Source organism: Flammeovirga sp. OC4, assembly GCF_000812565.1.
Lineage (GTDB): Bacteria > Bacteroidota > Bacteroidia > Cytophagales > Flammeovirgaceae > Flammeovirga.
The window spans coordinates 26,885-51,131 of the sequence record NZ_JTAM01000011.1; the positions used below are offsets into that span (position 1 = coordinate 26,885).

Sequence of the window (24,247 nt, forward strand, 5' to 3'; positions counted from 1 at the left end):
ATAAAAAAGGTGCCCGTTTAAAGTTTAAAATTGCCCGTTTAAGCACTTTTTTTGTAACGTTCGCCCGATATGAATTTAATATTTGTATGAAATTAAAAACTTAATTTTAATATGAATATTAATTCTTTCTTAACTATCATCTTACTTCTTATCTCTTCTTTTTCATTTGGCCAAACAAAATACACCCTGAGTGGCCAGATTAAAGATGCTTCAAATGGTGAAGACCTACCATTTGCTACGATAACAGTAAAAGAACAAAAAGGTGTTGGTGTAACAGCCAATACGTATGGGTATTATTCTTTGAGTTTGCCCGCAGGAAACTATACGGTGATCTATCAATATATTGGATACAATGTCATCGAAAAATCAATCGAATTAAATCAGAATATCAGTATTTCCCTTGAGCTATCACCTTCTGCACAAAGCCTTGAAGAAGTTGTAGTAACCGCTGAAAGAGAAGATCGTAACATTACTTCCAATGAAGGAAGTGTGACCAAGATCGATACAAAATCCATCAGAGAATTGCCCACTTTTGGAGGTGAAGTTGATATCATTAAAGTAATGCAAACTCAGCCCGGTGTAAAATCTTCTGGTGAAGGTGGTTCAGGCTTTTATGTACGTGGTGGTGGACTTGACCAAAATTTAGTGCTTTTAGATGAAGCACCCGTCTACAATCCTTCTCACTTATTGGGTTTTTTCTCAGTTTTTAATGGTGATGCCATTAAAGGTGCTACCATGTACAAAGGTGGAATGATGCCCGAATACGGCGGTAGAACTTCCTCAGTATTGGACATTAGAATGAAAGACGGGAATGCCAAAGAGTATAGTGTTGCAGGTGGAATCGGTACTATTGCATCAAGACTGACAGTAGAAGGACCTATCGTAAAAGACAAAGGTTCATTTATGATTTCCGGTAGAAGAACTTACGCTGATATATTTTTAGGGCTATCCAACGACCCTAGCTTCAGTAATTCGAACCTCTATTTTTATGACCTCAATTTAAAGGCGAACTATAGAATTTCTGAAAAAGACAGAATCTTCATTTCGGGTTATTTCGGGCAAGATAAATTAGGAATGGATGGGTCCGTCAATATGGATTATGGAAATGCAACGGGCACAATGCGTTGGAATCATGTTTTCAACAGTAAGCTCTTTTCAAATACTTCATTCATTTACAGTAATTATAATTACGAGTTTGGGTTTGGTGAAGATGAAGATCAAATCAGTTTAGAATCTGTCATCAAAGACATCAATATCAAACAAGACTTCTCTTATTATGCTTCAACAAAGCATACCATCAAATTTGGTTTTAATGCCATTCATCATACCATTGAACCTGGCAATCTTTCAGCAGGAGCCAATACAGGTGTAAATTCTAAAGATTCTGAAAAGAAATATGGAATTGAAGGAGCTTTATATATTCAAGATGAATTTAAAGTATCTGACCGCTTTAGTTTGAATTACGGTCTGCGCTATTCTCTATTCCAAGGAATTGGAACAGGTACCGAATACGAATACAATGATAAAGGAGAAGTAGTGGGTACCAAAAAGTATGATAACGGGGAACCAATGCAATACTTTGGTGGTTTTGAACCTCGCCTTTCTGCTAATTATATTATTAATACTAAAAGCTCTATAAAATTAGGCTATAACAAGAACTACCAATATTTACATATGCTCAGTAACTCTACGTCTTCTTCTCCAACGGATACTTGGATTATGAGTTCCAATAATGTTAAACCGCAAGAAGCTGAGCAAATCTCATTGGGTTATTTTAGAAACTTCAAAGAAAACACCTTTGAAACGTCCGTAGAAGCTTATTACAAAGACATGCGTAATGTCATTGATTATAAAACTGGAGCGAATGTTTTTTTAAATGAACAACTTGAAGGTGATTTAGTCTATGGTAAAGGCAGAGCGTATGGTATAGAGTTTATGATCAAGAAAAACAAAGGCAGACTTACCGGATGGCTAGGTTATACTCTTGCACGATCTGAAAAACAATTTGATGAGATTAATAATGGGCAGTGGTTTGCTGCAAGACAAGATAGGATTCATGATATTAACCTTGTTGCGGTTTATAAAATCAATCCAAAATTAACCCTTTCAGGAAACTTCGTTTACTATACCGGAGATGCTGTCACTTTCCCGTCGGGAAGGTATGAAGTAGACGGAAAAGTAGTGCCTTACTACACGGAAAGAAATGGTTATAGAATGCCTGATTATCACCGTTTAGATCTAGCACTTACTTGGATTAGAAAGAAAACAGACAAGTTTGAATCGAGTTGGAATTTCTCTCTCTACAATGTCTACGGAAGAGAAAACGCTTATACAATCAGCTTTGTTCCAAGTGAAGAGGACCCGAACAAAACGGAAGCATTACAGGTCGCATTATTCAAATGGGTACCTTCAGTGACTTACAATTTTAAATTTTAAAACAACTGCTTAGTTATGAAATCTATACAATTTATTCTTGCTGTAATTACAGTTGCTTTTCTGGTTACAGCTTGTGAAAAAGTAATTGATGTTGACTTAAAGGATGCCACTCCAAAAATTGTAATTGAGGCCGTATTAATGGAAGGAGAAAATGTTTTTGAAGTGAATATCTCCAAAACAGCACCTTATTTCGACAATTCACCCTCAGAAAAAATTGATAACGCTGAAGTCACTTTAACCTACTTAGATCGTTCTGTCACTATTCCTAATACTGGAAATGGAAGTTATACTCTTCCAATAAACGCTATTATTAATACTGAATATCACTTAGAAGTAAATGTAGAAGATGAGGTTTACAATGCATCTACTACCATGTTGGACAAAGTCCTTATAGATACTATTTATTCTGAATACGAAGAAGGATTTGGTCCAAGGGAATCAGGGTATTATGTCTATGTCAAATATACTGACCCAGGTGATGTTGAAAACTTCTACCGACTAACACATGATGTGAATGGAGAATATCAAAACACTGAAGATGATCTTAGAGTATTTAATGATGTAAGAAATAACGGTAATCAACCAAGGGTATCATTAGGTTTTAAAGTATTTGAAGAGGATGACGTTGTAGATGTAAAACTCATTCATTTTGATGAAGCATCTTATGATTATTTCAGTTCACTCAATGACATCATTGGTGGCAGTGGAGGTGGTCCCAGTGGAGGAGCTGCTGCACCAGGAAACCCATTGTCCAATTGGTCAAATAATGCTTTAGGTTATTTTTCTGCTTATAATTATGATTCCGCAAGCATTATCATAGGCCAATAAAGATCAATAGCTCTCTTCTAATAAGTGAGGCATAGTGATTTCTGTTGATTTTTGAACTTTAAGTTTAAATCACCTGAAGGCTATCCCTCACTTTTTTTCATTCTTACAATAGCGTAAAGAGGTCCCAATGCCAATAGTAAAAATAAGAACCTGACTTCAAGAACACTTTGTAAAAAAGTCAGTAACTGAATACTCACAATTGTGATAGCAAAACCAATACAATTCACTATTGTCAGTGCTGTACCTTTTAATTCAATGGGAGCGTTTTGAGCGACAAGAGTAGAAAAGAGTGGAGAATCAGCAATCACAAACATTCCCCATAATACCAAGAAAGTGACAAAAACAACAGAGGAATCAATGCTTAGAAATAAAGGAGAAAGCAAACAACATACACCCGATAAGGTCAAGGATAGGTAAGCTGTTTTCTTCACTCCTATCCTTTGTGAAACAAAACCTCCGATGACACATGATAAACTTCCTACTGCAATAATAAAAAAGGACAGTAAGGGAATATTTAAATGACTGGCATCGTGCAGTTTTTGATAATACTGCAATAGGATAGGAACAAAAGCCCAAAAAGTATAAAGTTCCCACATATGGCCAAAATACCCCATGGCCGACTCACGAAAAGCTGTTTTCTTAAAAATATCTTTTATCGCATAAAAACTAAAAGTAGAAGATGGCTTTCTAAATGGCCCGTCTGGAACGAATAAAACGATAAGAAATGCTCCAATTGTTGCTAAAACAGAAGTTGTAATAATCACATATTTCCATGGTAGCACGCCTGTAATCACTTTCAGTAAATGAGGAAAAGCTGTACCCAATACTAATGCTCCGACTAAAAAGGAAAGCGACTTTCCAAGTCCTTTTTCAAAATAATCTGCCGCTATTTTCATTCCGACAGGATAAACACCTGAAAGAAAAAAGCCTGTTAAGAACCTGAAAAACAATAGTGAACGGAAGGTATTTCCTTCCCATATAATCCCGATATTGAATAAAGCTCCTAATAATGCACTCACAAAAAATACTTTAGAAGGTGAAAACCGATCGGTAATCATCAAAACCGCAAACGTGAGTGTTCCTATAATAAAACCAAACTGTACAATAGATGTCAGAGACCCCAATGCAGCACCTGATAAGGATAGGCTTTCTACTAAATCACCCATCACCGCATTGCCTGCAAACCATAATGAAGTACAACAAAACTGAGAGGTAACAATAAGCGGTAGCGTAAGTTTATTTTTCATGAAGTGTTTGTTATTGTAGTTGTAAAAGTTGAAATGAAAGTAACATTTGAATCTAAACCTTTATAGACTTAAAAGCAAAAAAGGTCATCCATAGGACAACCTCTTTCATTTTCTTTAATCTAACTACTGTCTATACTACGTTTTTATCATTTTATCTACAGCTTGTTTAACGTTGGTGTTTAGAGACGGTATGGATAAAATATGACTTTTATATACCAAAAACCGCTTCTTCAAAACACCCAATAGAACAGCAATAACAAAAAAAAGAGGTCTTCATTCACTTTCGTGAAGAAAACCTCTTCTATATTTTAAATACTAACTAACGTAGCTGCAATGATTCAACTACTTTGTCAATTATTTTACTTCTTCGAAGTCAACGTCAGTAACGTCATCAGCGTCGTTACCACCTTGTTGTGCACCACCTTGAGCAGCGTTAGGATCAGCACCAGCTGCACCTGCAGCGTCACCACCTGTAGCTTGGTACATCTCTTGAGAAGCCGCTTGCCATGCCGCATTTAATGCGTCTAAAGCAGGTTGGATTTTATCCAAATCTTGAGCAGCGTGAGCTTCTTTCAAGTCTTTCAATGCTGCCTCGATAGCAGTTTTGTTACCTTCAGAAAGCTTATCGCCATACTCTTTTAATTGCTTCTCAGATTGGAATACCATTGAGTCTGCTTCGTTTAATTTCTCAGCACGCTCTTTAGTAGCCTTATCTGCGTCAGCGTTAGCAGCTGCTTCGTCTTTCATTCTTTGGATTTCCTCCTCAGTTAAACCTGAAGAAGCCTCAATTTTGATAGACTGCTCTTTACCAGTTGCTTTATCTTTTGCTGATACACTTACGATACCGTTCGCATCAATATCAAAAGTTACTTCGATTTGAGGTACACCTCTTGGTGCTGGAGGAATATCGTTCAATTGGAAACGACCTAATGTTTTGTTACCAGCTACTACAGGTCTTTCACCTTGAAGTACGTGAATATCTACTGACGGTTGGTTGTCCGCTGCTGTAGAGAATACTTGTGACTTCTTCGTAGGGATTGTTGTGTTAGACTCGATTAATTTAGTCATTACACCACCCATAGTTTCGATACCTAAAGAAAGTGGAGTTACGTCTAATAAAAGAACGTCTTTTACTTCTCCTGTTAATACACCACCTTGGATAGCTGCACCAATTGCAACAACCTCATCAGGGTTAACACCTTTAGAAGGTTTTTTACCGAAGAATTTCTCAACTTCTTCTTGTACTTTAGGGATACGAGTAGAACCACCTACTAAGATTACTTCATCGATATCTGAAGTAGATAAGTCAGCATCTTGTAATGCTTTACGACAAGGCTCTAATGATCTTTGTACTAAAGAATCAGCTAAACGTTCGAAATCAGAACGAGATAATTCTTTCATTAAGTGTTGAGGTACACCGTCTACTGGAGTGATGTATGGCAAGTTGATGTCTGTTTTAGCACCTGCAGAAAGCTCGATTTTTGCTTTTTCAGCTGCCTCTTTCAAACGTTGTAATGCCATTGGGTCTTTACGAAGATCGATTGTTGGGTGATCTTTCATAAATTCTTCCGCTAACCAGTCAATGATTACTTTATCGAAGTCATCACCACCTAAGTGAGTATCACCGTTCGTTGATAATACTTCAAATACACCGTCACCTAATTCCAAGATTGAGATATCGAAAGTACCACCACCAAGGTCAAATACTGCGATTTTCTTATCTTGATTTGCTTTATCTAAACCGTAAGCTAATGCTGCAGCAGTTGGCTCGTTTACGATACGAGAAACTTTTAAACCTGCAATTTCACCTGCTTCTTTAGTTGCTTGACGCTCTGCGTCGTTGAAGTAAGCTGGTACAGTAATTACCGCTTCAGTTACTTCAGTTCCTAAGTAATCCTCAGCAGTTTTCTTCATTTTTTGAAGTGTAATTGCTGAAATTTCTTGAGGAGAATATTCTTTATCACCAATTTTAATTCTTGGTGTATTGTTAGCACCTTGAACAACATCATATGCCATTTGAGAGATCTCATTACCAGCATCTGAATATTGCTTACCCATGAAACGCTTCACGGATGCGATAGTATTTTTTGGGTTTGTAATTGCTTGACGTTTCGCTGGGTCACCTACCTTACGCTCACCGTCTTGTAAAAATGCTACGATAGAAGGAGTCGTTCTTTTACCTTCTGCGTTTTCAATAACAACTGGCTCGTTACCTTCCATTACGGAAACACATGAGTTTGTTGTTCCTAAATCAATACCAATGATTTTTCCCATGATCTGTATTTAAATTTTATATCTTTATTTCTTAATTCAATTTTAATGCTCTGTTTTTCAACAAAGACACTTTCTACTAGACAATGTATATGCCAATTGAATTTTACAGACATTTTGACAGAAATCATGGAAATAGGTCTGACAAAAAATATTAAAAGGCAGAATTTTAATGACGAATACTGTCAAAATAAGCAGTATTTCTACTGATAACGCCTATTTCACCGTGCCAAAACCTAATTAAAAAGCACAATACCCATCTGAATATTGTGCTTTGATCTAACTGGTTGAATTAAAATTACCCTACAAACTGTTGCTTAATCATGCCGATAAACTCTTCATCAGACATTTTCTTTCTGTTGTCTAATAAGAAGTGAGCATCTTCTCCCGCTCTATAACGTAATTGGTCAGTACCATCAGTAGATGCTGTATAAATTACATCTGCCACTACTGAAGCAGAAGACGCTTGCTTCATTGCATCACCCCATCCATTCATTAATGAGCCAATGATTGGCTGATATTCCTCTAGACCTTCTGCCTGTTGGAAATCAAATGATCGTCCACCAAAGTCTGTATTAATAGCTCCTGGCTCTACAATTTTTACTTTTACTCCTATTTCACCTAATTCAAAACTTAGTGCTTCAGAAATTCCTTCTACAGCGAACTTTGTTCCGTGATATAAACTACCCAATGGGAATGTCATCTTTCCTCCAATAGAAGATACATTGATAATCATACCTTCTTTATTTTCTCTAAAATGAGGTAAAACTGCTCTAGTTACATCCAACAAACCTACTACATTCGTATTGAACTGTCTCACGATATTTTCTCTTGGAAAGGCTTCTAATGGACCATATGCACCATAACCTGCATTGTTTAATAAAACATCAATTTTTCCAAAATGACTAATTGTAGCTTGTACTGCGTTTTCAATAGTTGAAAGATCTAATACATCTAATTTTTCTACTTTGACACCTTCTAATTGCGTTAGTTCCTCTTCTTTCTCAGGGGTTCTCATGGTAGCCACAACATTCCACCCTTTACTGTGAAATAATTTTGCTGTTTCCTTACCAATACCACTACTTGCTCCTGTGATTAATATTGTCTTTTTCATCTGACTAGAATTACTTAGGGTTATAAATGAGTTAAATGAATTATGCTCGTTTCCAATGACTTGCTCAACGATCACATTACAAATATGACAGTTACTCTTTACTTGCTTTAACACATATCAAGGAATGAAAAACACGAATCGCAGATATTGTTTTTTACAAAAAAAAAAGGTTATTTCCTCATAGAGAAAATAACCTAACAAAATAAATAATTCAGAGTACATCCTCCCGAGAGCGAGAGGAGAATTTTTCTAATTTAGTATTGTTGATCGATATTGTTGTGGTGTCTTTCCTGTTTTCTGCTTGAATAACCTTCCGAAATAATGAGGATAATTAAAGCCTAATGAATAGGCAATTCCACTTATTGAATCAGAAGAGTTTACAAGCATATTTTTGGCCTTGTCAATAATAAAATCATTAATATGATCTTTTGCTGATCGGCCTGTTTCTTTTGCTAACAAATCACTAAGGTAACTTGCTGATATAAAGCACTGATCGGCCAAATATTGAATGGTTGGCTGTCCAGACTCTACTAGCTCATTCTTTTTATAATAGTCCTTTAATAGCACTTCCACCTTAGAAACAATATCTGTATTCTGTGCTGATCGAGTATTAAACTGTCTTTCATAAAATCTTAAACTATAGTTTAATAATAACTCAAGGTTAGATACTAATACTTGTTGTGTATGATTATCAATTCTTTCTCCTATTTCTGATTGGAGTAAGTTGGCTATTTGAGTCAACGTCTCTTGCTCTTTTACAGAAAGGTGTAAAGCTTCATGAACCTCGTAGTTAAAAAAGTTATAGTCGTCAATCTTCTGCCCCAAAGCTGTATTTCTGATTAAATCGGGATGAAAATATATCATCCACCCTTTCACTTCTCCTAACTTTTGAGCTTTTCGAACCGAAAGAACTTGATCTGGTGCTGTGAAAATCAAAACGCCTTCATTAAAATCATAATGGTTACGACCATAATCCAAACCACAACTTTTATCTTTTAAAGCAATGCAATACATATCTGAAGAGTATTTCATCCCAATATGTTCTTCACCATACGCCAACTCCTCGGTGCTTAAAATTGTGATCAATGGATGTTGAGTATTCTTCATTCCGAAACAAGCGGCCAACTCATCGATTGATTTTGAATGGATTATATTTTGACTCATAACTTTATTCTTTCTTCAAAAGTATGGAATGAAAAAATAAAAGTTTAACACAAAACGCAGATTCTCTTCCACATCAAAATAAAAAAAGGGCCTATACTCTCTTCAAGTACAGGCCCTTTTCACAAAAATAAAAATAGACTAGATCTTATTTCTCCATCCTTGTGTTTCAACTTCAGAAGCAGATGTTAAGACTTTGTCTTTCATCTCTTGCATAAAGTTTTCAATATTTTGAGATACCTTCTCATCTGTTGCTCCTACAATTTTAGCGGCTAAGATACCTGCATTTTTAGCACCATCTAAAGCTACAGTTGCTACAGGAACGCCTGAAGGCATTTGTAAGATCGAAAGGATTGAATCCCAACCATCAATTGAGTTTCTTGATTTTACTGGAACACCAATTACTGGCAATGAAGTCATTGATGCCACCATACCCGGTAAGTGTGCTGCACCACCTGCACCAGCTACAATTGCTGCTAAACCTCTTTCTTTTGCAGAAGTTGCATACTCAAACATTCTTTCTGGTGTTCTATGGGCTGAGACAATTGTCAATTCGTATTCAACGCCTAACTCTTCTAAAACTTGAGCTGCTTCTGACATTACTTTCAGGTCAGATTGACTCCCCATAATGATACCTACTTTCATGGTTCTGGTGTTTGTAAATAACTTGATTTTAAAATTGTGGCAAAAATAAGGGCTTTGCAGTTGTCCTACAAAGCCCTTTCTATATTTTATTGATTTTTAGTTAAATCTAGGATCATTTGGATAATTGGCTTTCAACCATTTCCAATACAGTTGTGCTTTTTGCTTTTGCCCTGTTTGCTCATATAAAGCAGCCAAAGCATAACGTAATGATGGATCTTGCTTGGTGAAACTTAAACCTTTCAAATACGTTTTTTCAGCTTTCTGAATTTCTCCCATTTGCTGCAATACTAATCCCCAATTATAGAATGCTCTAGAATTTTGAGGATTCAATTCGGCAGCTTTACCTAAGGCTTCAGCCGCTTTTGGCCAATCTTTCATTTCAGCATACAATAAGCCTTTAGAATAATACGCTTCAGCAGAGTTAGGGTCTGTCATAATCGCATTGTCCAACGCTTGTTCTGCTAGTTTGATTTTTCCTTGAATAGAATAAACCCTCGCCAAACTAAACCTTGCTTCATTCATTAAAGTATCAAACTTCAATGACTGCTGATAAGAAGCGATGGCTTTATCGTAATCCTTTCTTCTTTCATGATATTGTCCTTCTCCAAAAGGTCCTTCTCTGAAATCCTTCGCTTGACGGAAGTAATTTTTCATTTCAGCTGTAGCCAACTCAAATGCTTCTTTCCACTTTCCTTTGAAACGGCTTTCAGGTGCATCACCCAAAGCAATTGCCGCTGCAACTCTAACTGATCTTACAGGATCTTTTAAGTAAGGGCTCAAATAAGAAATTCTTTGGTCAAGACTCAATTGAGATAAATTCTGAATTGAAGTAAAACGCACTAATGGCTCTGGATCTTTTAAACCATTAAGAATTGCCTCGATAGATTCGTTACCAGGAGTTCTAGCCAAGTAGTAAACAGCCGTTGCTCTTGCAATAAACGGTGCTTTTTGCTCCTCTACCATTTGCTTCAATTCTGAAACATATTCCTCTGAGTAACTTCTACCCAATGCTAGTGTATCTCTCCAATCATAATGTGGTTCTCCCCACATTTTCTCAAAATTAGCTACTGCCCACTTAGTCGATTTATCTGTGTGACATTGGTTACAAGCATTCGGAGTTCCTTCATACTTTAAACTTAAATCCGGTCTTGGTATTCTGAAACTGTGGTCTCTACGATAGTCATTACCCATGTAAACTTCACCTACCATATGACAATCCACACATCTTACGTCTTTACCCGTATCATGCAATGTATGTGATTTTACTTCATATTCTTGAGGTTCGTGACACTGAGCACATACTTTATTCAAGTCTTTAAACTTCAATTCAGCTTTGTGGGCATCATGACAGTCCGTACATTTTACACCTTCATGGTACATTTTACTTTGAATAAATGAACCGTAAACATATACCTCATTCAAGATCTGACCATCATGATAGTACATATTTTCTCTCAAAATCTCAGGAGCAAATTGGTCATAGAAACCTTGACCATACTTAAAGTTGGTTGTCAGTTGAGATCTTCTTGAATGACAAGGAGCACAAGACTCAATCAAGGTCTTCTGATCATCTGAAGTTCTAAACTGCTGAATATATAAACCTTCTACGAAATCTTTCTTTTCTTCAAACTCTGCTGAGTTAGCAAACTCCACGTGCTCTTTACCTGGACCGTGGCATGATTCACAACCTACGTTGATTTCTGACCACTTTGTATCGAACTCGTCTTTTTCAAAATCGTAATTTTTTCTAACGTTGGTAGAGTGACAATCGGCACACATTGTATTCCAGTTTCCACCGCCATTAGACCAATGCAACCATTCATAATGCTGGATATCGTCCAAATCATCATGTTGATTAAACCACACGCCTTTTTCAGTATCCCAAGTTTCTCTGATCACTTGAACTTTACCTTTTTCCATCTCCACCATATAGTTCTGAAGTGGTGTGATACCAAAAGTATATTTTACTTCATAGTCGTGGTTTTCACCATCAGGACCCTGAGTATTGACGTAAAACTTGTCTCCTTTTTTGAAAAACTTGCTGATAACGTTATTCCCTTTAAAAGTGACATTATTGAAGTCACCCAAAACCGTCTCATCGGTAGCAAGCTTCATTGAATTATCGTGATCAGAACCTTTCCATTTATGGTATTCGTCCTCATGACAAGAACGACAGGTCTCAGTTCCCACAAAGATTGAATCAGGATATTGTAGATTTAGATCTGCATGAGGATTTGTGACCTCTGAAGTAGTCTCCACTTTTGTTTCTTTGTTGTCTGCTTGATTGCAACTTATATAAATTGCTCCTGAAAACACTAAAGCCGACAAACTGATTAGTAAGTTGTTTTTTAATTTCATTAATGTTGATAGAACTAAGTAATTATCATCCCTATTTAACTATACGCATCACCTGCTAATTTGTTTGACCTTTAACTTATTATTTTTTAAAGAGATAATCAAAAAATGTTTCGTAAGATTATCTAAAGTAAAAGTTAATGTATTTGTATTTGAATCACACTTCCAATTTCCTTTTGTAATTGCAGGCTTGTCATTGCTCATCGCTTCTTCCCATGTCATTGTTTCATCTTTAAACAATTCGAAGTTAATTCTTCCTCCCCGAACAGTTTTTAATTGCTGATGATGTACAAATACAAGAGTATCTAAATTATCTTCTTCAGAAAAATGATACCAATGATTCAATAACTCATCATCAGAAATACGACTTGTTTGAACACTTTGACAAGCAGAAGCTAAGATCACTATAAAGATAGAGAAAAAGGAGCACTCTATTAATCTAAAATTCATCATATTTTCATTTATTTGTAATAAAGTTGAGGATAATATTTTTTTATTAAAAACATTTCCCTACTTTTGCACTGCAATTAAGAAAAACAGTGCGGGGTGGAGCAGTTGGTAGCTCGTCGGGCTCATAACCCGAAGGTCATCAGTTCGAGTCTGGTCCCCGCTACCAAGTAAAGGTTATCTCTATTATGAGGTAACCTTTTTTTATTTACAAGCCCAATATCTAAATAAAATACTATCTTACAAGAGCTAACATAATATAATCTTTAAAAATGAAATTACCTTCAATACAATACCTTTTCAACTCTTTTTTAAAAAGTATAAAAACCTTTCCATTTACAATCTTATCAGCCATTCTACTTACCTTCCTTTTATTTTTCACGATCGACTCTGACAATACTAAGAATATTTGGATGGTAAGAGGACTACACGGAGCTCAAATTGGTATTCCAACCTTTATTGCCATCACTTTTTTAAGTCAAAAATTAAAATTATCGATCCTAAAAACCTACTCTATCAGAATAGTTGGCCTTTTACTTCTATCAGTTTATGTAATGAGTTTGCCTGATGAACTCACCTATATTCATTTTTCAAGAGGAGCCTTATTGACTGTATTCTCGCTTTTATTACCCTTCCTCGGTATTAGTGTAAAAGAAAGTAATAACCTGAGTTACTGGTTCAATGCTAAAAATATTATAAGCACCTTTATTGAATGTTTATTTTACAGTGTTATTATCAATATTGGTATCTCAATCGCCCTACTTGCTATTGAAGCATTATTTGATGTAAGCATTAAACAAAATACTTACCTGAAGCTGGGCACTTTCAACTTTGTGTTTCTCAACACCGTTTTCTTTACCAGTAAAATAGAATCCTTTTCTTCGGAATCTGATTCTATAGAATATCCTCCATTATTGAAGAACTTAGTTCAATTTATCTTATTACCATTAGTCTGTACTTATTTGATCATACTATACACTTATGGTTTTAAAATAATATTGGCTCAAAATTGGCCTAAGGGTTGGGTTTCTTATCTCTCCATTGGCTTTTCCTTCCTGGGGATTAGTTCACTTCTAATTATCTACCCTATTCGAAATGATAAAGGATTGAAATGGATTTCATTATTCAGCAAAGGCTTCTATTATGCTCTATTTCCTGTAATTCTTTTATTTTGCTCTGCGATTTATAGACGTATTTCTGAATATGGAATTACTGAGTTCAGATATTATTTGATTGTAATAGGGTTATGGCTCTTCTTTATCGCTCTGTACTTCCTGATTCGGGGACAAAATAATATCAAAGTGATTCCTATTGCATTGGCACTTCTCACCTTTACATCCGCCTTTGGGCCATTGTCTGCGTTTAATATCAGTAGAAAAAGTCAGTATGATCGATTATACACTTTAGGGTTAAAAAACAATTGGATTAATACTGAAGGACAATGGGTAAAAAGTGATTTCAAAGTCAATGAAGATTATCAAAATATTCGTTCAATCGTAGTCTACCTTATCGATCATCATGGTTACAACACATTACAGCCTCTTCTAAACGAGATAAATCTTGATGAAATAGTCAAAGAGGAAGATTCAAGATGGAAGAAAAAAGAGGTCATCTTGGCAGAAATGAAATTAAAAGAATATTATAAACACACAGAAACGGATCAGATTGAAAGTTATACTCCAATTAAGTTTGTGGAAAAGTATGACCTCCTGTATGATATCGAAGGTTATCAATATTCTACCTCTATTAGTCTAAGAGAAAGAAATCACGCATCTGATGAAAAAATAAAAACATATCAATTCTCAAATTCTGAAATTACTGTTTCATTTCAGTTGACGAACAAAACAAAAAATATTGGTATTCTAACAATCAATAACAAACAGTTCGATATTCCATATACTCCATTTGAGAAGGGTTATTTTGAACACAAGGGATTCAATAATGAGAACTACAGAATTTACATCAAAAGGTTATCAGGATACAAAACAGAAGACCTCACAAAGACAGATAACATCTCTTTCGTCTTATTCTTTAATAAGCCGTAAGTACTAGGAGAAGATTATTGAATACTAATTCATATTTATTTCTGGCTTAGTCCTAAATAAAAAATAGTACTCCCATGATAAGAAGAAGTACTATTTTGGAAATTCTAATTTATTTTTTGTGAGTACTACGCTAAAAAAATGTATTAATAGTGGTTCTATTGAAAGTTTTTTGAAGGAAGTAATCACCAAACCATAAATAGAATTAGTATTAAATAATTTTGTCTTGGTAGTTAATTAGAATAAATAGGTGAAAAGTAGACAATTGAAAAATAAAAGCTCTATTGAGAAAATCCCAATAGAGCTATTACTAATATAAAAATCGCTCGGAATTAAGCGTTAGCTATTTCATCTTTTAATTTACCCAATGAAGCTTTCGCATCACCGAATAACATCTTCGTTTTATCACCGAAGAATAATGGGTTTTGCACACCTGCATAACCTGTACTCATACCACGCTTGAATACAACAACGTTTTTCGCCATTTCAACATCAAGGATAGGCATACCGTAGATTGGTGAAGAAGTATCATCTTTAGCAGATGGGTTTACTACGTCATTAGCACCAATTACAAGTACAACGTCAGTAGAAGGGAAACTATCGTTAGCAGGCTCTAATTCTAATAGTTTGTCATAAGACACATCAGATTCTGCTAATAATACGTTCATGTGACCAGGCATACGACCTGCTACTGGGTGAATTGCATATCTTACTTCAACACCTTCGTCTTCAAGAGCATTTTCGATCTCGTGGCAAATGTGTTGTGCTTGTGCTACCGCTAAACCATAACCCGGTACGATAGTCACTTTGTCAGCATATTTCAATTGAATTGCTAAATCTGAAACGTTTACTTCTTTCACGATCTCTTCACGATCTGATCCAGAACCACCGCCAGATGCTCCTAAGTTACCTACTAATACGTTAACCAATGATCTGTTCATAGCCTCACACATCATTACTGTAAGGATGATACCTGAAGCACCTACAAGGATACCACCGATGATCATAATGTTGTTACCGTAGATCAAACCAGCACCTGTTGCACCAATACCCGTTACTGAGTTTAGTAATGAGATTACTACAGGCATGTCACCACCACCAATTGGAGTTACGAATGCGATACCGTAGAATAATGATAAACCGAGTAAAGCATATACTAATGCCATGTTCAACTCAGGTTGCGTCATGATCATTACTGATAAAGCAATAACACCTAATAAAGACGCAATGTTGATAATTTGCGGAGCAGGTAAAGTAAAGTTATCTCTTAAAGAACCGTTTAATTTACCGTAAGCAACTAATGAACCTGTTAATGAAACAGCACCTACAAACATTGCGAAGATGTTTGTTAAAACAGCACCACTCATCATTTCAGTTCCAGCAGGAAGGTTTCCAAATTCAGCAATACCGATCAACATGGCACAAGCACCACCTAAACCGTTGAATAAAGATACCATCTCTGGCATTTTTGTCATGGCCACTTTCTTTGCAGAAGTTAAACCAATACCACCACCTACTAGCATTGCACCAATGATCCATAAGTAGTTGTTATCTCCTGTTTCAGGAGCAAATAATGATATAACGATGGCCATACCCATCCCCAAAGCTGCTACTTGGTTACCCTTACGAGCAGATTCTGGATGCGAAAGACCTTTTAAACCAATAATAAATACGATGATACTTACTAAATATAGTAAGTCGATTATATTCGAGTAATCCATTTGTTTACGAATCTAATTTCAGGTGAATAAGTAATTAATTTTTACGTTCTTTTTTCTTGAACATATCTAACATTCTGTTGGTTACTGCAAAACCACCCACAACGTTGATCATTGCAAGGGCAATACCGATAAAACCAAGCACTAATGTTAAGTAATCTGTAGCATCAGCTCTTCTGATAAGAATAATCGCACCGATTACTACGACACCTGAGATTGCATTCGCTCCTGACATAAGAGGAGTATGTAAAACTGTTGGTACTTTTCCGATAATCTCCATTCCTAAAAATGAAGAAAGTACTAGTAACGATAACATGGCTAAAGTGTTATCGTCTAAGAAATTTATAATTTGTTCCATATTAGTATCGAATTGTTTGTTGTTAGTTTAGCTTACGCTTCTACGCTTTCCTCTACTTTCGCAGGAGGAACTAATTGCTTTTGCTTTTCTTCGTTTCCATAGATAACGTCACCTTTGTAAACGATACAGCTTTGAAGAATGATCTCATCATTAAAGTCGAAATCAAAACCTTCTTTCGTTAAGAACAATTTCATGTAGTTTTGAATGTTCTTGCTGTATAAAACAGAAGCTTGCTCACTAATATCCGCAGCTAAATTAGAGTTACCGATGATTGTTACACCGTGCTTTCTCACTACTTCATTGTCTTTTGTCAAAGCACAGTTACCACCTGTAGATGATGCTAAATCAACGATAACTGAACCAGCTTTCATTGTTTTCACAGCTTCTTCTGTTACAAGTGTTGGAGCTGGTCTACCTCTTAATTGTGCAGTTGTAATTACTACGTCTGCTTTCTCAATTTTCTGAGCGATCAACTCTGCTTGTCTTTTCTTGTACTCTTCAGTTTGCTCTACAGCATAACCACCAGCGTTTGTATCATCAGTAGCACCTTCTACTTCTACAAACTTAGCACCTAACGACATTACCTCTTCTTTTGCAGCGGCACGTGTATCGAATGCTTCCACTTGAGCACCTAAACGTTTTGCTGTTGCAATAGCTTGAAGTCCTGCTACGCCTGCACCCATTACTAATACCTTAGATGGAGGAACTGTACCAGCTGCCGTTGATAACATTGGCATATAACGCGGTAAATAGTCAGTTGCTTTCAATACTGCTTTATAGCCTGAGATTGAAGCCATAGACGATAAGATGTCCATTGACTGAGCAATTGTAGTTCTTGGAATCATGTCAAAGCTAAAAGCTGAGATTCCTTTTGTAGCGTACACTTCACAGATTGAAGCGTCCTGGAAAGGTTGGAAAGACGAGAATAAGAAAGTACCCTCTGCCAATTTCGCAACATCTTCCTTGCTTAATGGATCCAATGTAATCAATACATTAGATGAGCTTAATACCTCTTCTCTACTTTTTGACTTTGCACCGATACCTTCGTATAGTTCGTCGCTAATAAAAGCACTTTCGCCAGCACCTTTTTCGTAAATAACTTCATGCCCCTCAGAAATGAATTTCTTCGCTAATTCTGGAGTAACGGACACACGTTGATCTTGTTCTTTTAAAATTCCAAATAGCATACCTATGCGATTTTAAATAGTAATATATTCCGTATTCAATAGGATAACCTTACCCTATCATTTGTTAGTTAGTTTGTTAATAAAACATTCAACTTAAAGCCGAGCGTTTTAGCAAATATACAATAAAAATATCGTTTTTTTATAATAACAATAATCATCCTTTGGTTGTATTAAAAAAGTTTCAAAAATACACTTATTTTTGTTCACTTTTATTTACCATGATAAAGTGCAAATTCAAGAAGTAAGTATTCAGTTATAAACTATACAGATATATAACACGTAGTTTAAAATAACACAAAACATTTGTTAATTAACTTCTATCTCTTTCAGATCGAAGATGACCCTAAAATTAAATGTGAATTAAACAGTTACAAAACAACATTAGAAAAGTACAATTTTATATTTTAACTGAAGATAAAGTACTGATAGAAAGAAATTTGAAAAAATATTTACTCAATTGTAAAAAATAGCGAAAACATAAATAAAAGGGTCTTTTTAAATACGAAATCAAAACTTCTCTACTCCAAAAAGAGTACAAAAAAAGCCCCTCATCTTTCGATGAAGGGCTCTATTAAACCGCTTGCAAATTTTTAGAATCCTGTAGTCAGGTGTCTTTCTCTAGAATCAATTAATGCTTCATACTCTTCTTTAGAGCCCACACGAATTGTTTCATAGTCACGAAGACCTGTACCCGCAGGAATCAAGTGGCCTACGATAACGTTTTCTTTCAATCCAACTAGTTCATCACGCTTACCTCTAATAGAAGCTTCACTTAATACTTTAGTTGTCTCTTGGAAAGAGGCTGCTGAAATAAACGACTTCGTATCCAATGACGCTTGAGTGATACCTTGAAGCGTAGGTCTTGAAATTGCCGGCTGTGCATCACGAACCTTCATTTCTTTCATATCTCTACGTTTCAACGATGAGTTTTCATCACGCATCTCACGGAATGAGATTAACGCACCCGCCTTGAATCTTGCTGAGTCACCTGCATCCGTAACGATCTTCATGCTAAGCACTTTATCGTTTTCTTCACGGAATGTAAATTTCTCAACTACTTGACCAGGCAAGAATGTTGTATCACCATTATCTTCGATAACGACTTTTTGCATCATTTGACGTACAATTACCTCAATGTGCTTATCGTTAATTTTTACACCTTGTAGACGGTATACATCTTGAATTTCATTTACCAAGTACTCTTGTACAGCAGTTGGTCCTTTAATTTTCAAGATATCTGCAGGAGTGATTGCACCATCTGAAAGTGGCATACCCGCTCTCACATAGTCATTCTCCTGAACTAGGATGTGCTTCGATAAGTTCACCATGTAACGACGTTTCACACCGTCACGTGACTCAACGAATAACTCACGGTTTGCACGTTTTACCGCACCATAAGTCACAATACCATCAATTTCAGATACTACAGCTGGAGATGATGGGTTACGTGCTTCGAATAATTCCGTTACACGAGGAAGACCACCGGTAATATCTCGAGATTTACCAGCAGAACGAGGGATCTTCACTAGAATATCACCCGACTTCACTTTCTGACCATCTTCAACAGTTAAACGAGCATCTGTTGGTAAGTTGGATGCCACTGTTTCGCCGTTATCACCCGCAATATGGATGATTGGGTTTTTAGTTTTATCCTTAGTATCGATAATTACTTTCTCTTCGTAGCCCGTCATTTCATCCGTTTCTACGCGGTAAGTAATATCTCTTTCGATTGATTCGAATTCAGTTACACCGTCGTACTGAGCAAGGATTACGGCGTTAAATGGATCCCATGAACAAATCACGTCACCTTCTTCTACCATATCACCTTCTTTCACACTTAGGTATGAACCGTACTGAATATGAGCATTGAATAATACTTTACCCTCTTCGTCTAAGATGTTTAATTCAGCTGTACGAGCCATTACTACATCTTTAGCATCACCTTGAGGATCAGTACTCTTCACTGACTTCATTTCAATGAATTCTACTTTACCAGCTTTCTTCGCTTTCAATGAAGCATCAGTTGCAATGTGGGATGCCACACCACCGACGTGGAATGTACGTAGTGTCAACTGAGTACCTGGCTCACCAATTGATTGTGCAGCAATTACACCAACTGATTCACCTTTTCCTGCTACGCCACCTGTTGCCAAGTTTTTACCGTAACATTTCTCACAAACACCCTTACGAGTTTCACAAGTCAATACTGATCTTACTTCAACTTCCTCGATACCTGCTTCTTCAATTTCCTGAGCAATTTCTGGTGTAATAGCACCAGTTGCAGGAACAATGATTTCACCAGTTTCAGGATGCTCAACATCGTTCAATGAAGTACGTCCTTCGATTCTGTCTGATAAAGCTTCTTTGATCTCATCGTTTTCTTTCAATGGAGTTACTGTAAGACCACGTAATGTACCACAGTCTACTTCAGTAACAACCACGTCTTGAGCAACGTCTACCAAACGACGAGTTAGGTAACCCGCATCGGCAGTTTTCAAGGCTGTATCGGCTAGACCTTTACGAGCACCGTGAGTTGAGATAAAGTATTCCAATACATCCAAACCTTCTTTAAAGTTTGAAAGAATTGGGTTTTCAATAATGTTCGCACCTGAAGCACCACCTAAGTTTTTCTGAGGCTTGGCCATTAGACCCCTCATACCACCTAACTGACGAATCTGCTCTCTTGAACCACGGGCTCCTGAGTGCATCATCATATAGATAGAGTTGAAACCTTGGTTATCCTCTTCCATTTGCGTCATTACAGTAGACGTCAACATGTTGTTTGTCTTCGTCCAAACGTCAATCACTTGGTTGTAACGTTCGTTATCAGTGATAAGACCCATCATGAAGTTGTTACGGATGATATCTACTTCACCTTTCGCATCTTCAATTAATTCTGCTTTTTCTTTAGGGATAATGATTTCATCCAAACCGAATGAAAGACCACCTTTATAGGCCATCTGGAAACCTTCGTGTTTGATATCATCCAAGAACTGAGCAGCACGAGCCATACCTACGATGTCTACCACTTTCGCGATAATCACCTGTAATGCTTTCTTAGAAAGTAGTTCGTTTACGAAACCTACTTCTTCAGGAACGTGTTGGTTGAATAATACACGACCAGCTACTGTCTCGATGAATTTCTCCTCAAGCTCACCAGTCTCATCATTCAATTCTTTTCCTTTTACGAAGATCCATGCGTGACGAGAGATTGCTCCTTCGTTCAATGCAATGATCACTTCTTCTGACGAGTAGAATGTCATACCTTCACCTTTCACGATTTCCGTGTCAGTAGTACGACGTCCTTTTGTCATATAATATAGACCTAATACCATATCCTGAGAAGGTACGGCGATAGGTTTACCATTGGCTGGGTTTAGGATGTTATGCGATGCTAACATCAATAGAGATGCCTCTAATACTGCTTCATGTCCAAGAGGAACGTGAACGGCCATCTGGTCACCATCGAAATCGGCGTTGAAGGCTGTTGTTACTAATGGGTGTAATTGGATTGCTTTACCCTCGATTAATTTCGGTTGGAAAGCTTGGATACCCAATCTGTGAAGTGTAGGGGCACGGTTTAGTAGTACTGGATGACCTTTCAATACGTTTTCAAGGATATCCCAAACTACTGGATCTTTACGGTCAACGATTTTCTTCGCTGATTTTACCGTTTTTACGATACCACGCTCGATCAGCTTACGAATAATGAACGGCTTGAATAATTCAGCTGCCATATTCTTAGGAAGACCACACTCGTGTAATTTAAGCTCTGGACCTACTACAATTACAGAACGACCTGAGTAGTCCACACGCTTACCTAATAAGTTTTGACGGAAACGACCTTGCTTACCTTTCAACATGTCTGAAAGTGATTTCAATGGACGGTTACCATCAGAACGCACTGCATTAACTTTACGTGAGTTGTCAAATAATGAATCAACTGCTTCTTGAAGCATACGCTTCTCATTACGTAAGATAACTTCTGGTGCTTTAATATCGATCAGACGCTTCAGACGGTTGTTACGGATGATTACTCTTCTGTACAAGTCGTTCAAGTCTGACGTTGCAAAACGGCCACCATCTAGAGGTACCAATGGACGTAATTCTGGTGGAATTACTGGAACCATACGGATTACCATCCATTCAGGGCGGTTTTCAATTCTAGTTTTCGCATCACGGAATGCTTCCACTACACGAAGACGTTTTAATGCTTCTGCTTTACGTTGTTGCGAAGTATCGTTGTTCGCTTGGTCACGTAATGCTGCAGCCATATCTTCCAGTTTAGTACGAGCTAAAAGCATTTCTAATGCCTCAGCACCCATCTTTGCGATGAACTTGTCTGGATGATCGTCTTCTAATTGTCGGTTTTCGCTTGGTAGCTTATCCATGATGTCAAGATATTCATCCTCTGTAAGGAAGTCCATCTTTGCGATGCCGTCGGCTTCTTTAACACCTGCTTGGATTACTACATAGCGCTCGTAGTAAATGATTTGATCAAGTTTCTTCGTTGGTAAACCTAATAGGTAACCAATCTTGTTCGGTAACGAACGGAAGTACCAGATGTGAGCAACAGGAACAACTAATTGGATGTGTCCCATTCTTTCACGACGCACCTTCTTTTCTGTCACCTCAACACCACAACGGTCACAGATAATACCTTTGTAACGGATACGTTTGTATTTACCACAGTGGCACTCCCAGTCCTTTACAGGTCCGAAGATACGCTCACAGAACAAACCTCCCATTTCCGGCTTATACGTACGGTAGTTGATGGTTTCTGGTTGAGTCACTTCACCGTGAGAGCTTTCCAAAATTGATTCTGGAGAGGCCAAACTCACTGTTACTGAAGTGAAATCGTTATTGATCTTTTTGTTTTTTCTAAACGACATTTGCAATTTGCGGTTTTCTTGAATCTGCAAATATAGAAACTAATAAGCAAAAATTCCATTATACACAAAGAAAATAGCTCTAATTTTCAAATAAATAAAAATTAAAATTATAACTCACTGTATTTCAGATATTTTCAAGAGGGCTATGAATTCATAATTTTCTTTAACAAAGACAACAGAAATAGCTTTTGGTATAGTTCTACTTTTCAGTTCAATGAAAATAACTCTTTTATTGTCAAGTATTAATCAATTCGCAGATTATTATTTCTGATTTTAGTCAGTAACAAAGAGTCCATTTAGAAAGTAACCACCAACTCTTCTTTCAAACTTAAGTTGATTCTTTCTTTTCCTTCCGCCATTAATACAGCTGTAAAATTTTGTTCATCGACTTGATGACGGTCTTGAAAAGCATGAAGTGAATCTGTATTCGTGAAAAACTCTACTGCAGCCATTACACCTATATCATGATTCGAAAAGAAAAAGAATTGCGTTCGACCTTGAGGTGTCTTTGTTTTTGAAACTATCGTAAAGTCCTTTTTCAAATCTTTACTACTACTCTTAAAAAGCCTCTCATCTCCAGTAACTTTGTTGGTATATAATAATTTCTTGTCGTCTATTTTAAAGTGTGGGTTGAATTGATTGAACAAGTACACAAAATCACTTTGGTTATAAAATCGACCTACATAAATAAGGTTACCATTTTTAATATTGGTAAAGGAAGTGTGCGTTGCATATTTTATAAAGAGTTCTTTATCCCACTTCTGAAAATACCTTCCCAAATCATAAGTAGCATGTTCTGCCATTCGTGTCGAATAATAAAGATCTGTAATTCTGGTTTTATCTTTCAATTCAGGGTGCTTTTCGATCACTTGTAAATACTCCTCTATATTATTAATATTAAAATCCCGTGTCCAACCCTCATTTCCAGAAATAGTCTTTCCCCTATATCCAAAAGCGTCTCCTATATATAGGTGTGTAGGCTGTTGGCTATCCATAAATTCTTGCCACAATGGTGAAATAGCTTCAGGTCGATTCCACCAAAAACTAAAAAATAACACCAATACCATGACACCATAAGGTAAGTATTTTGACACCAGTCCAAGTTGTTCTTGCAAGTGGACATTTGGTGGTTCATTGGGAGTATTTTTTTCAAAGTGTACTCCATACTGTCCTTTTTCAATTAATAACTTCCATTCGTCATTGACTCCATCTGAATTATAATAGGCTTCTAATTTCTTTCTAAGATTATACACATTTACTCTTACCCTTGAATTACTTTTCGCTTCGGGGTCACCTCTAAAAAACTCTATTTCAATCACCCCTTCTTTCAAAGGAGTATTCTGGAATGTTGCTTCAGCAAGGTATCTTAATAATGCGATCGATGTAGGTGCATTTTTAAAAGTATTGCTCTGAAGTATGTTATCTACAATTTGTTGTTGTTGCTCTTTGGTTGGTATTTGTTGCCTCATAAAAAAAGGATAAAAATGATGAAAAAATAGGGGCAAATCATGCTTTTAACGATCACTTTAACCGTTATAGTGACCGT

At 36.5% G+C, this 24,247-nt stretch carries 15 protein-coding genes and 1 tRNA gene; 4 read left to right on the forward strand and 12 right to left on the reverse strand.

All coding sequences use genetic code 11. The annotated features are described in order from the left end of the window. Positions 1-111 precede the first annotated feature (111 nt). Together PL77_RS10165 and PL77_RS10170 are read left to right on the forward strand one after the other, a co-directional pair. Complete coding sequence (locus tag PL77_RS10165) at positions 112-2,436, forward strand: TonB-dependent receptor (RefSeq protein WP_044204474.1); 2,325 nt, start codon at positions 112-114, stop codon at positions 2,434-2,436. A 15-nt stretch (positions 2,437-2,451) separates the two neighbouring features. Beyond that, a complete protein-coding gene (locus tag PL77_RS10170) occupies positions 2,452-3,264 on the forward strand; it encodes a DUF4249 domain-containing protein (RefSeq protein WP_044204477.1) in 813 nt (270 codons plus the stop codon). A gap of 80 nt (positions 3,265-3,344) precedes the next feature. Here PL77_RS10170 and PL77_RS10175 read toward each other — a convergent pair whose 3' ends face one another. The 7 genes from PL77_RS10175 to PL77_RS10205 form a co-directional block, all read right to left on the reverse strand. Further along, the gene (locus PL77_RS10175; protein ID WP_044204479.1) at positions 3,345-4,511 is read right to left on the reverse strand and encodes a nitrate/nitrite transporter; all 1,167 of its coding nucleotides are present in this window, start codon (positions 4,509-4,511) and stop codon (positions 3,345-3,347) included. Positions 4,512-4,865: 354 nt separating this feature from the next. Next, a complete protein-coding gene (dnaK, locus tag PL77_RS10180; RefSeq protein ID WP_044204482.1) occupies positions 4,866-6,785 on the reverse strand; it encodes a molecular chaperone DnaK in 1,920 nt (639 codons plus the stop codon). A gap of 295 nt (positions 6,786-7,080) precedes the next feature. Then, positions 7,081-7,896, reverse strand: a complete 816-nt coding sequence (locus PL77_RS10185; RefSeq protein WP_044204485.1) for an SDR family oxidoreductase — start codon at positions 7,894-7,896, stop codon at positions 7,081-7,083. A 249-nt stretch (positions 7,897-8,145) separates the two neighbouring features. Continuing rightward, positions 8,146-9,060 carry an AraC family transcriptional regulator gene (locus tag PL77_RS10190; RefSeq protein WP_044204487.1) on the reverse strand — a complete coding sequence of 305 codons (915 nt, stop codon included), beginning with the start codon at positions 9,058-9,060 and terminating at the stop codon, positions 8,146-8,148. A 138-nt stretch (positions 9,061-9,198) separates the two neighbouring features. Beyond that, positions 9,199-9,702 (reverse strand): 5-(carboxyamino)imidazole ribonucleotide mutase, encoded by a 504-nt coding sequence (gene purE, locus PL77_RS10195; protein ID WP_044204490.1) that lies wholly within the window; start codon positions 9,700-9,702, stop codon positions 9,199-9,201. Positions 9,703-9,798: 96 nt separating this feature from the next. Beyond that, positions 9,799-12,060 carry a tetratricopeptide repeat protein gene (locus PL77_RS10200; RefSeq protein WP_044204493.1) on the reverse strand — a complete coding sequence of 754 codons (2,262 nt, stop codon included), beginning with the start codon at positions 12,058-12,060 and terminating at the stop codon, positions 9,799-9,801. Positions 12,061-12,108: 48 nt separating this feature from the next. Further along, positions 12,109-12,510 carry a hypothetical protein gene (locus PL77_RS10205; protein ID WP_156152312.1) on the reverse strand — a complete coding sequence of 134 codons (402 nt, stop codon included), beginning with the start codon at positions 12,508-12,510 and terminating at the stop codon, positions 12,109-12,111. An 87-nt stretch (positions 12,511-12,597) separates the two neighbouring features. On the opposite strand from PL77_RS10205, the gene PL77_RS10210 reads away from it, so the two are divergent. After that, positions 12,598-12,673: transfer RNA gene (locus tag PL77_RS10210), tRNA-Met, on the forward strand. A 103-nt stretch (positions 12,674-12,776) separates the two neighbouring features. After that, positions 12,777-14,549, forward strand: a complete 1,773-nt coding sequence (locus tag PL77_RS10215; RefSeq protein WP_044204497.1) for a DUF4153 domain-containing protein — start codon at positions 12,777-12,779, stop codon at positions 14,547-14,549. A 329-nt stretch (positions 14,550-14,878) separates the two neighbouring features. Here PL77_RS10215 and PL77_RS10220 read toward each other — a convergent pair whose 3' ends face one another. The 5 genes from PL77_RS10220 to PL77_RS10240 form a co-directional block, all read right to left on the reverse strand. Continuing rightward, positions 14,879-16,267: an NAD(P)(+) transhydrogenase (Re/Si-specific) subunit beta gene (locus tag PL77_RS10220; RefSeq protein ID WP_044204500.1), complete on the reverse strand. Its 1,389-nt coding sequence runs from the start codon at positions 16,265-16,267 to the stop codon at positions 14,879-14,881. A gap of 34 nt (positions 16,268-16,301) precedes the next feature. After that, positions 16,302-16,622: an NAD(P) transhydrogenase subunit alpha gene (locus PL77_RS10225; RefSeq protein ID WP_044204502.1), complete on the reverse strand. Its 321-nt coding sequence runs from the start codon at positions 16,620-16,622 to the stop codon at positions 16,302-16,304. Between the two features lie 32 nt (positions 16,623-16,654). After that, complete coding sequence (locus PL77_RS10230; protein WP_044204505.1) at positions 16,655-17,809, reverse strand: NAD(P) transhydrogenase subunit alpha; 1,155 nt, start codon at positions 17,807-17,809, stop codon at positions 16,655-16,657. A 590-nt stretch (positions 17,810-18,399) separates the two neighbouring features. Continuing rightward, positions 18,400-22,701: a DNA-directed RNA polymerase subunit beta' gene (gene rpoC, locus PL77_RS10235; protein ID WP_044204508.1), complete on the reverse strand. Its 4,302-nt coding sequence runs from the start codon at positions 22,699-22,701 to the stop codon at positions 18,400-18,402. A 296-nt stretch (positions 22,702-22,997) separates the two neighbouring features. After that, on the reverse strand, positions 22,998-24,170 hold the full coding sequence (locus PL77_RS10240; protein WP_044204513.1) for a helix-turn-helix domain-containing protein: 1,173 nt from the start codon (positions 24,168-24,170) through the stop codon (positions 22,998-23,000). Positions 24,171-24,247 lie beyond the last annotated feature (77 nt).